An 11,123-nucleotide genomic window follows, 5' to 3' on the forward strand; every position below is an offset into this window, starting at 1 on the left:
ATAAATACAATTTTATAATTTTCTAGTCTATATATTCTATCAAAGTATCTGTTTAATTTTACATCATCAAAACTTTAGTACTTAAGATAATTTTCATTGGTTATTTAATGATTTTCCCATTTATATTTTATTACATTATTTTCAACATATACCCTTTTCTTCTTTGTTTTTTGATATTCGTAGATATTTAAATTTAAATACTAAAAATTTAGATATATTGATTTATTCGATAAGTTTTGCATTATATTTAAAAACGTAAATAAAACAAAGTCTTTATCTTTCAAATTTGCTTCTTTATGCAAAATAAAATTAAAGTCTATAAATCATCTTTTATTTGATTTAATATGATTTTTAAGCTTATTGTAGTTTTTATTTTATAAGACAAATTTAAAAAATTATAATTTAATATATATAAAACTATAAGAGTTTTTAGGACTTTTTAATACTTTTGCTAAGCCAAGCTTTGCAGAACTTTTATCCCCTAAAGTAAAGCCCATTTTTTTATTATATTTAATTTTTAAATATAAATCTGTATCAAATTCATTATTGGTTAAAAAAATGATACTTTCTTTTAGTTCTTGATGAAATTTTTTTCCTGGGAAAAAATTTAAAGCTTGTTCGTATTCTATATTTTTTATATAAACAGCTATTTTACTATTATAAGATGTAATTTTTTCTCCTAGAATGAAATTATTTCCTAAAATATTATTTTTAAAACCTAATTTATTTTTTTCATATGATGGAATTATAATTTGATGAGGAATATTTTCTATAATGCTTATTTTATTATATAAATTAAAATTATTCTCTAAAGCTTTTTCAATATAATATTTTGGGCGTCTAAAACTTAAGAGTAAAGGAGCGAATTGTAAGTATTTTTTGGCAATATTATTGTTTTCAATTCCAAGCAAAGAGAATAGTACTTTAGATAAAGTATCACTAAAATCTTCCTTAAAAGATCTTGCATAATTTCTTAAATTTTTACTTTCAAAAAATAGCCATAATATATAATGATTAAAGAAATCAAAAAATAAGGTCCATTCTGAGCTATTTTGGCTTCTTGATAGTTTATCTAACATATAGCTTGGTAATTGAGAGGTGCTTCCTTGCAATCCCATAAAATTAACTATTATTTCAATTAAAACTTGTTGATTTTTTTTATTAAATTTAATAGCTTCAATTTCTTTATTAGGATGCTTTAAACTAGGATTTGCTCTTAAGAAAATATCTTTTTTATTATAAGTTTTAAGGAGTTTTCTAATTGCACTATAAAACTCACACCCTAAAAACTCATCTCTCACATCAACTCCTTATTACCATTTATAATAGGATAAGTAAAAATATCTTCACTTTTTAAACATTTGATTTTTAATTTAAAAAAAGAATTAATACTTGTAAAAGAACTAAAGAATTTAGATAAAACTAAACCTAATCTATAAATATCCCCTAAAGAATAAAAACAAGAATCATCTATATCTATAATACATAAAGTCCCTCTTTTACTAAAATGATAAGAAGAATAAATAGTTTTTGCTTTTATATCTATAATAGCTTTTTCTAAAAGTTCACATATATTTTTATTTTCTTTATCATCCATAAAACTATAAGCATTTAAGATAGCTAAAAAACTATCTTTACTCAATAAGCTTTGATAATTAAAAGAAAGCAATGCTACTAATTTATAAAGTAAAGTTCCATCTACTTTAACTTCTTTTAAAGCACTTGGAAGAGTAATATTTTTTGTTTTAATATTTTTAAAATCTTTTAAATGATTAATATCTGCTATTTTTAATTTTAAGGGTAAATTTTTATTAGAACATAAAGTATTAATGCTTATTGTTTCTATAAAATTTTCATTATGAGTAAAAAAAGAGATTTCTTTAAAAGAATTATTTTTAGAATCAAATTTAGAACTTACATAATAAAAATTATCTTTATTTTGCATAGAAAATCTTTCAAAACTATTATAGTTTTTTAGCATTTTTACTTCACCTATATTACTATGAGCTTTTACTTGTGTTACTTCTATAAGCTCATAGGCATCTTGATTGATTCTATCTATAAATATTTTATAAGCATCTTTAGTATGATCATTAATAATAGGTTCAGCACTTTTTTCAAAAATATTAATAATAGGGCTTGTTGCTAAAGAAAACATATGAGCTCTTGGTATGCATTCTTTAGGCAAAGCTTTTAAGAATTTAAAACGCAAAGTAAAACTTAAATCTGATATATTATTGAAAATACTTAAATTATCAATACCAATGAAATTGAATTTTTGAGGAATAAAAAAATATTCTCTTAATAATGAAAACGCCTCAAAACCCAAATCATTATATTTAATAATACTTTCATCACTATTAAAACCCATAGTTTTAATTTGATGAGGATTTAATTTAATTTCTTCATTATTTTCTAAGATAATACTAAATTCTTTAAGATAAAGATGAATATATAAAAGCAAAGTGGTTGAGACATAAATTTCATCTCCAAGATAAAGATTAATTCTTTCTAAATTTAAATCACTTAGCTTTGTATTGTCTTTATTGATTTTTATTTTTATATCCATACTATGATATTTTTTTTCATTATTTAAAGAAACTTCTTCAATCTCTAAAGGATAAAGATAAACATCATAAGCAGTTTTAAATTCGCATTCGATTTTATCTATAGGTTTGGCTTTAAGTATGCTTGATTTAGGAATTAAAATTTTATTTTCTTTAGCATCTTTTTCAAAAGCGAATTCTTGCAAGCATAAAGATGGTAAAGGATTTGTATAATTTGGGGAAAGTATATTGATTAAAGACTGCGCTATATAAGGAATATTTTCATCTAATTCTTTGTGAATTCTTGAAGTTAAAATAGCAAGATTTTCAATAATTCTTTCTACATCAGGATCTTTAGAATTATTATCTAAAAAAGGAGCTAATTTAGGATAAAATTCTAAAATAAGATCTTTTCTTTTATGTAAATAATCAAGTTCTTTTTGATAATAAAAAATATTTTCTTTATCCATCAAAAAACCTCATAATAACGATTATTTTTAAAAATAATTTCATAATTAATTTCTTTCATCTCTTCATCAATGCATTTTAAAATAAAACTAAGTTGCCAAGGACTTAAGGAATAATCATAATTAATAGATATAATTTTTATTCTTTTTTCATATTTGGAAATTAAATAATTTATTTCTTTAGCCATATTAGAAGAAAGTTCATTAGCACTTAAATTTAAATCTGTATTAATGCCCAAATCATTTAAACTTAGACAATCATCAAGTTTGGTATTAAGTAAAGCTTTTATATTATTTTTAATATCTTCATATTTATTTTCTATAAAAGCTTTAGAATTTTGTTCATCAAGATTGTGAATAATTTTATCTAAAAAAGACATTAATTATTCTTTATCAAGCTTTCCTACTAAAGAAAGTTCAAAATTACCACCCATATATTTAAAATGAGGACGTACGCTAAGATTTATTTTATACCAGCCTACTTCTCCTGCTACATTTTCAACTTTGATGCTAGCTGCTCTAAAAGGTCTTTTACTTCTTACTTCAGCAGGCGGATTTTCTTGATCTGATACATATTGTCTTATCCACTCATTAAGTCCATTTTCAATATCGCTTCTTTCTTTCCAGCTTCCAATTTCTTCTCTTTGTAAAACTTTAAGATAATGAGCAAGTCTTGAGATAAGAAAAATATAAGGAAGTTGAGTTCCTAAGCGATAATTCATCTCAGCTTCTTTGCCTTCTTGAGTATTAGCAAATACCTTAGGTTTTAGGGCCGAATTTGCAGAGAAAAAAGCTGCGTTATTTGTATCTCTTCTTAAAGTTAAAGCTATAAAACCATTTTCTGCAAGTTCAAATTCTCTTCTATCTGTAATTAATACTTCTGTTGGAATTTTAGCTTCAAGTGTCCCAAAACTTTCATAAAAATAAGTAGGTAAATCTTTTACACTTCCTCCACTTTTTGGTCCTATAATACTTCCACACCATCTATACTTTGCAAAACTTTCACTTAATCTTGTAGCAAAAGCATAGGCTGAATTACCCCATAATAAATGCTCATGTGAGGCGTGGATATTTTCTTTGTAATTAAAACTTTTAATAGGATTTTCTTTATCATCATAAGGGCTTCTTGTTAAAAATCTTGTTACAAGTAAGCCTGCATATTTAGCATCCTCATTTTCTCTAAAAGTATGCCATCTAGTATATTGAGGTCCTTCAAGCAAACTTTTTAAATCTTTAACATTAGCCAATTCTGCATAATTTTCAAGTCCAAAAAAAGAAGCAGATAAGGAAGTGATAAAAGGAGAATGACTCATTGCAGCAATAGAGGACATTTTATTTAAAAAATTCATATCAGAACTGCTTGTGCTTAATTCATAATCTCCTATAATAGCACCAACAGGTTCTCCTCCAAATTGTCCATACTCAGCAGAATAAATATTTTTATAAACTATGCTTTGTGTAATATCAAGATTATTCTCAAAATCTTCCAAAGCTTCTTCTTTGCTTATATCAAACAAATCAATTTTAATGTTTTCATTAAAATCAGTTCTTTGAACTAAAAATGAAATTCCTCTCCAAGTAGATTCTAATTTTTGAAATTCTTTATGATGTAAAATTTCATCCATTTGCTCAGAAAGTAAAGTATCAATCCTTGCAATCATTTCATCTAGAACAAATTTATTAATTTTATCTTCAACATTATCATTTTGAACAATGCTAGATATAAACTCAGCAACACCTTTTTTTGCTATAGCATAACTCTCATCATTTTTATTATATTTTGTTTTTTCCATAATAGTATCAATTATAGAAGGTGTGAGTGTTTTATCTTGCATCTTATTCCTTTTCTTCTTTGATTTCTAAAAGTAATTGTTCTTTTGAGCTTTTATCCATTAAAGCTTCTAAAAGAGCTTTTCTAAAATCAGGTATATTTCCCATAGGTCCTTTTAATGCCATTAAAGCTTCTCTTAATTGCAAGAGTTTATTAAGCTCTGGAACTTGCTTTATAATATTATCAGGAGAGAAGTCTTTCATATTGGAAATATTTAGATTAATATTTAATTCACTTTCATTATTATTGCTTAGAGTATTTTTTACACTAAATGTGGTATTAATATTTAATTTTTGCATCACTTGATCAAAATTGTTCTTATTAATAGAAAGTATTTCTCTTTCTTCTAAATTCTTTTTATTTTTACTTGCAGTTAAATCAGACATTATCATTAATTTTAAAGGCAATTCAACATCAGCATTTTGTCCATTTGTTTTAGCTTTATAAGTAATATTAATACGCTCTTTTGGAGCATTTGATCCCTCAGACATTAATTATCCTTTAATTTAAATTTAAAATATTATAAACAATTAAAAATAAATATTAGCTAATTAAGAGTTTTTAGTTTTATTTTTTCATATTCTTTATCTAAATAATCTTTTAAAAGCTTTTTTTCCATTAAATCTTTAATTTGCATATAAAGAATTTTAGCATTGTATTTCATACCTTTTTCCTCAAAAAGCTCAGCCATTTCAATTAAAGAATTAAAATTTGTAAATAAAGAATCATCATAATTTTTATCAATATCTATAAGACTTTGATTTAAATCTTTTTGTATTTTAGATGTATTAGTTTTTGTATTTTCTTCTTTATTAAAAAAATAATTTAATAATTTTTCTTCGCAAAAAGGAGTATTATCACTAAATTTAAGCTTTAAAAGCTCTTTAAAGCGATTGATAAAATCATAAATTAAAGAACATAAAAAATTTGCTATATTGTGTTTTTTATGCTTTTTTAACATTTCACAAAACATTTTAAATCCTTTAAACCAAAAAGGATTTAAAGCAAGATGAGACATAAAAAGTTTAATATGTTCTAAAAGATTAGATGATTCTTTAAGTAAAAGTTCTTCTAAATTTTTATTAGGACTTTCAATCAATGTGATAAAATTTTGATGAGAGGGTAAATGTTCAATTTTTCCCCAGCAAGCTTCTATAAACAATGCATAAGCTCTTAAATTGTCAATATTATTTGCTAAAAGTTTAAAGGCTAAATCATTAAAATAAGTTTTATAAGCTCTATCATTTAAAAATTCAATATTTTCTTTTTGTATTTCTTCATTATTAGAAGAATTTATTTTTTTATCTTGATTATCTTGTATTTTATCTTCTTGTATATTTAATGCTATAAAAGAAGTAAATAAACTTTTTTCTAATTCTTTAAATGTTTCATTAAATTCTAAAGCTATGCTAGAGCTAATATTTAATTTTTTATTATTAAAATTATTTATAAAATTTTTTATAATATTTTCTAATCTTTTTTTGTAAGAATTTAATATTTTTTCATCTTGTGTTAGTGTATTAGAATTTAATAAAGTTTTTAAATGCTTAAACAATTTTAATAAATTTTCATAAGCTTTCATATCATCAAGATATAAGCAGGCTAAAGAAAAATAATTGCAAATTTTAATATCAATTGTTTTGCTTTTTAAAAGATTAAGTGCGTATTCATAAACTTTGTCCCATTGAATATTTTCATGATTTAGAGTTTGGTATTTAGACATTTGATCTTCTAGGAGTTCATAATATTCTTCTTGTGTAAAATTGGTATTTATATTTTTTGAAAAAGTCATCTATGCTCCAAATTCTATTAACTTTTATAATTATAATTAAAATTTAAAAAATATTATGTTAATTTACTTGCTTTAAATCTTAAAGGATAAAGAAAAATGCATAAAAAAATCTTTTTAACTTTATGCTTTTTACTGTTTAATGCTTGTTCAAGCACTATAGGTATAAAAATAATTAATCAAGAAAATTCCAATTTAAATAAACGTTTTGATGATGTTCCTCTTACAATAATTATTTATCAATTAAAAGATATTACTAAATTTAAAGAAAGCAATAATGCTGATTTAATAAGCCAAGATCAAATACTCTCTAAAGATAAAATTGATTCTTTAAGGCTTCAATTAGCTCCTAAAGAGCAAACTTTAGCTCTTGAGGTAAAAGATGATGAAACTCCTTTTATAGGAGTGCTTGTTTTATATACTAATGGCACAATTTCTAAAATTTATTCAAGCACTAAAGAAGCTAAAGGTTTTGGAAAAAATAAACTTCTTATTTTTGAAATCAATAAAGAAGGTATTAAAAAGCTTTAGGAAAAGAAAATGGCAGATAAATTAAAGGTTGTTTGGTTTAATGGTTTAAGTATAGATAAAATTCATTTTGAGCAACAAGAAAGGTATATAGAGCGCAATATCAATACAAAAACAATCCATCTTTTTAATGCTTTATATGGTGTTATTGATTTAGAATTTGATAAAGAGATGTTAGAATTTGGAAAAATTGCTCTAAAAAAAGTATCTGGTATTACACGTGATGGAAGTATTTTTGATGCACCAATGCAAGATATTTTACCAGAGCCATTAGAGCTTGATTTTAATACTTTAAATAGTCCTATTATAGTTTTAAAAACTTCTTTAACCAATGAGGCTTTGGCTGATATTGCTCTTCATAATGATTTAGAACTTAAATATAAAACTATAAGAAGTATTATAGCTTCTAAAATTTATGATGGTAATAATGAATTTAAAGATTTTGAAGAAGATGAGGATATAAGAAATTCTACTTTTACACAAGATAAAATGAATATAGCACTTGCTAGTTTAAGATTAAAATTAGGCATTTTAGGAAATGCAAATGCTAATGAACTTGAAATTCCTATTTGTAAAATTAAAAATATTTCAGCACATAAAAATATAGAGCTTGATGAAGATTTTATTCCAACTTGTCTTAATTTAAATAAAATAAATATTATCAAATCTTTTTTAAACCAAATCCTTTATGCAATTAATCAGCACAAAATCACTTTTAAAAATATCTTTAAAAGCATAGATAAAACTAAAAATACTTTAGATTTTAGCACTTATTTAACTTTAAATCTTTTAAAAAAATGGTATTTAATCTTTTCTTATATCAATAATAAAGAAAAAATTCATCCTGAATTTTTATATGAGAAACTTATAGAATTTCAAGGGGAATTATATGCTTTAAGCAATGAAGAAGAATTAGAATTTATAGCTTATAATCATAATGATTTAAGCTCTACTTTTATTACACTTATTAATCATATAAGAGTTTTATTTTCAAAAATCACTTCTCCTAAATATAGTATGGCTAAACTTATAAATAATGGCAATGGTTTTTATGATTTATTATTTGATAATGATTCAATTTTAGAGCAGGGTGAACTTTATTTAGCAGTGCATTCTAGCGTTGGTTATGAATATTTATTGCGTAATTTTAAATCCCAAAGTAAAATTTATACTCAAAGCAAAATTAAAGAAATTGTTGCAACTCAGTTAAAAGGTTTAAATATAGAACAAATTCCAAATATTCCTTCTAATATCCCTTATTTAAATGGTTATGTTTATTATAAATTAGATAAAGAGGATAAACTATTTAAAGATTTTAAAGGCGAAAATGTAATAAGCATTTATTTAACTAATAATATTAAAGAAGCCGATATTAAAATGTGGGCTCTTTTTTAAGGCAAAAAAATGCAAGAAAAAGAATTAAGTTTGATTTTAAGCTCAAATTTTAAAGGACTTGAAAACAATAAAGTAATTGATTATTCTTTAGAGCTTTTATTACTTGTTTTTAGATTATCTAAATTGAATTCTATTGATTTAAATCTTATGCAAAATCTTAAAGATGATTTAATTAATGATATTTTAGCTTGGAGTTTAAAACTTGGTGCTTGTAAAGAATATGAGGAAAAAGATATAGTTAAATTAAGATATTGTCTTTGTGTTTTTATTGATGAGATGCTTATGAAAAATAGTATTTTTATTAATAGTTCTTGGGCAAATAATACTTTAACTATTAGTTTATTTGATGAAGCTTTAGGCGGAAATAATTTTTATGATATAGCTTTAAATTGGTTAAGTGATCCTTTAAAAAATAAAGATTATCTTGAATTTATTTATGCACTTTTGGTTTTGGGTTATCAAGGAAAATATTCAAATGATGAAAATGTTAAAGAAAAAATAATTAATTTTTTAAATAATATAAGTTCAAGTTTAACCCCGTTGTTTAATGTAGATGAACAATTAGTTTTTACTAAAGCTTACGAAAATAAAATTAAAGAAAATATTTATCAGAAATTTAAAAGATTATATCTTAAAAAAACTCTTATTATTTTGCCTATTGTTTTTATTTTATTTTTTTATTTATATTCTTTAATAGATCTTTATGATAATAATTTAAAAGTAAAAGAAGAAATCAATTTAATAATTAATGAATTTAATCAAAGCATAAAGCTTAATTAATTTAATTAAGCTTTTTCTCTCCAATCATCCCCGCCACTTGTTCCAGCAGCCACATGTTCCCAAGTAATTTTTCTATAATTGAGTGAGACTTTAAAAAGTTCAGTTTTATTATGATTGTTTGGATCTTGAGCATTTGGCATAATAAGGGTAATATCTGTAATAATTGCATCTTCTAATTTGGTTGTAAAAAAATGCTCTTGTCCTCCACTTGTTGAAGTTCTAAACCAATGCACTTCAACATTAGGAAGTCTTTCACCGCTAGTTAAGGCATTATAAAGTAATGGAACAGCTTTGTTTAAAGAGCAAGTAAAACTAAAGGGCTTATGTACTCTTTGTCCTGAAGGTTGTCCGCTTTGTTGATCAACAGGCACTGTTACTACGTGAGAGATTTCTTGAGCCATAATTTCATCCTCATGACCTGCTTGATAGCGATTGCCTATACTTGCTTCAGTAGAGGCGCCACTTGAAATAAGTCCTTGGGTAGAGCCTTCTATTTTTATATATGCTGGTTGTGCCATAATAACTCCTTTAAATCTAATACTTATTATTCTAGCAATATTTTTTATACTTTATTATAAATTGTGTAAAAATTTTATAAAATGTTACAAAATTACCTTTTAGGATAGTTTATGTTTGAAAAACTGATATTATTTTTAAAATCTAAATGGTTTATGTTTATAATTTTTTCAATCTCTTTATTGATACTTAGTTTTTTGTTTTATTTTTGGGGTTCTTTAATAGCCTTTAATGATTTTTATATTTTTAGTGATGCTTTTTTAAGAATAATTATTATTGCTATAACTTGGGTAATCATTTTTTTATTTTTTTTATTAAAACCTTTAATGAAATTGTTGTTTTCTCTAAAAGATGAAAAAAGATTAAAATTTAAAAGATTAAAAAAAGAAGCTAGTATTTTTTTATATAGAGCTAAAAGAAATTTTTTTATTATATTAAAGAATGCAAAAAATACTTTTAAAAATTTAAAAATTAAAAAACTCCCTTTAATTATAATAATAGGAAAAGAGAGTGCTGGAAAAAGTTCTTTAATCAATTATTCTAATATGGAATATCCTTTAAGTGATAGTTTAAATTCTTATAAAAAATTACACCAATCAACCAATAATTTTGCTCTTTATGTTTCAAAAAAAGGTGCTTTGCTTGATACTGAAGGAAAATATTTTTCTCAAGAAGAGCTTTTTAAGCCTTTAAGAAGTGATGAATTGCCAGAAGATGATCTTGTTAAAAATAAAGAATTTTTAATCAAGCAAAATATTTGGCAAAATTTTTTATTTTTTTTAAATAGAAAATTTTTTTACAATAAATTAAATGGTGTTGTTTTAGTAATAGATACTCAAGCTTTTTTAAGCAATACTAAAGAGTATTCTAAAAATCTTTTACATTATCTTGGAAAAAGAATTAATGAGATTGAGGATATTTTAGACTTAAAATTGCCTATTTATATAGTTTTTTCAAAAATTGATCTTTTATTAGGCATGAGAGAATATTTTGCAATTTTTAATGAAACAATTTCAAATAAAGCCTTGGGTATTAGTTTTTTAGAAGAAATAAATGAAATAAATTTAGATAAAGATTTTAAAGAATTAAGCTCTGCTTTACTCTATGCTTTTATGAATAAAAATCAATTTATTTATTCCTTAGAAGAAAAAAACAAGATTTATCTTTTTTTAAAACAATTTGATAATTTACTCGCCTTAATTAAAGATTTTATTTTACAAATTCAAAGTAAGGATACTTTTAAAAATAATTCTTATTTAAGAGGAGTATAT

At 23.3% G+C, this 11,123-nt stretch carries 12 protein-coding genes; 4 read left to right on the plus strand and 8 right to left on the minus strand.

What is annotated here, in order from left to right; genetic code table 11:
- Positions 1-395 precede the first annotated feature (395 nt).
- From tssG to pheL, 7 genes are all read right to left on the minus strand, one after another.
- Positions 396-1,301, minus strand: a complete 906-nt coding sequence (gene tssG, locus JG677_RS05310) for a type VI secretion system baseplate subunit TssG (protein WP_200170435.1) — start codon at positions 1,299-1,301, stop codon at positions 396-398.
- Positions 1,298-3,016 (minus strand): type VI secretion system baseplate subunit TssF, encoded by a 1,719-nt coding sequence (tssF, locus tag JG677_RS05315; RefSeq protein WP_200285539.1) that lies wholly within the window; start codon positions 3,014-3,016, stop codon positions 1,298-1,300. The genes tssG and tssF overlap by 4 nt, the downstream gene beginning before the upstream one ends.
- Positions 3,016-3,393 carry a GPW/gp25 family protein gene (locus tag JG677_RS05320; protein ID WP_200170400.1) on the minus strand — a complete coding sequence of 126 codons (378 nt, stop codon included), beginning with the start codon at positions 3,391-3,393 and terminating at the stop codon, positions 3,016-3,018. The genes tssF and JG677_RS05320 overlap by 1 nt, the downstream gene beginning before the upstream one ends.
- A gap of 3 nt (positions 3,394-3,396) precedes the next feature.
- The gene (gene tssC, locus JG677_RS05325) at positions 3,397-4,848 is read right to left on the minus strand and encodes a type VI secretion system contractile sheath large subunit (RefSeq protein WP_200170399.1); all 1,452 of its coding nucleotides are present in this window, start codon (positions 4,846-4,848) and stop codon (positions 3,397-3,399) included.
- 1 nt (position 4,849) lies between these two features.
- A complete protein-coding gene (gene tssB / locus JG677_RS05330) occupies positions 4,850-5,335 on the minus strand; it encodes a type VI secretion system contractile sheath small subunit (RefSeq protein ID WP_200285541.1) in 486 nt (161 codons plus the stop codon).
- A 56-nt stretch (positions 5,336-5,391) separates the two neighbouring features.
- Positions 5,392-6,636, minus strand: coding sequence for a type VI secretion system domain-containing protein (locus JG677_RS05335; protein WP_200285543.1), 1,245 nt, complete (start codon positions 6,634-6,636; stop codon positions 5,392-5,394).
- Between the two features lie 79 nt (positions 6,637-6,715).
- Positions 6,716-6,760 (minus strand): pheA operon leader peptide PheL, encoded by a 45-nt coding sequence (pheL, locus tag JG677_RS09085; RefSeq protein ID WP_373563805.1) that lies wholly within the window; start codon positions 6,758-6,760, stop codon positions 6,716-6,718.
- Positions 6,761-6,792: 32 nt separating this feature from the next.
- Between pheL and tssJ the strand changes: the two genes are divergently transcribed.
- The 3 genes from tssJ to icmH are packed head-to-tail and all read left to right on the plus strand — an operon-like array spanning position 6,793 to position 9,336.
- Entirely contained in the window at positions 6,793-7,164 is a 372-nt protein-coding gene (gene tssJ, locus JG677_RS05340) for a type VI secretion system lipoprotein TssJ (RefSeq protein ID WP_373563806.1), read from the plus strand.
- 9 nt (positions 7,165-7,173) lie between these two features.
- The gene (gene tssK, locus JG677_RS05345; protein WP_200285545.1) at positions 7,174-8,556 is read left to right on the plus strand and encodes a type VI secretion system baseplate subunit TssK; all 1,383 of its coding nucleotides are present in this window, start codon (positions 7,174-7,176) and stop codon (positions 8,554-8,556) included.
- Between the two features lie 9 nt (positions 8,557-8,565).
- Positions 8,566-9,336: a type IVB secretion system protein IcmH/DotU gene (icmH, locus tag JG677_RS05350; protein ID WP_200285547.1), complete on the plus strand. Its 771-nt coding sequence runs from the start codon at positions 8,566-8,568 to the stop codon at positions 9,334-9,336.
- Between the two features lie 5 nt (positions 9,337-9,341).
- Here icmH and JG677_RS05355 read toward each other — a convergent pair whose 3' ends face one another.
- Complete coding sequence (locus tag JG677_RS05355) at positions 9,342-9,854, minus strand: Hcp family type VI secretion system effector (protein WP_200170393.1); 513 nt, start codon at positions 9,852-9,854, stop codon at positions 9,342-9,344.
- A gap of 111 nt (positions 9,855-9,965) precedes the next feature.
- Here JG677_RS05355 and JG677_RS05360 point away from each other — a divergent pair.
- Positions 9,966-11,123: type VI secretion protein IcmF/TssM N-terminal domain-containing protein (locus tag JG677_RS05360; protein WP_325099556.1), on the plus strand; the 1,158-nt coding region annotated here is incomplete at its 3' end.

Source organism: Campylobacter sp. TTU-622 (genome assembly GCF_016598965.1).
GTDB lineage: Bacteria > Campylobacterota > Campylobacteria > Campylobacterales > Campylobacteraceae > Campylobacter_D.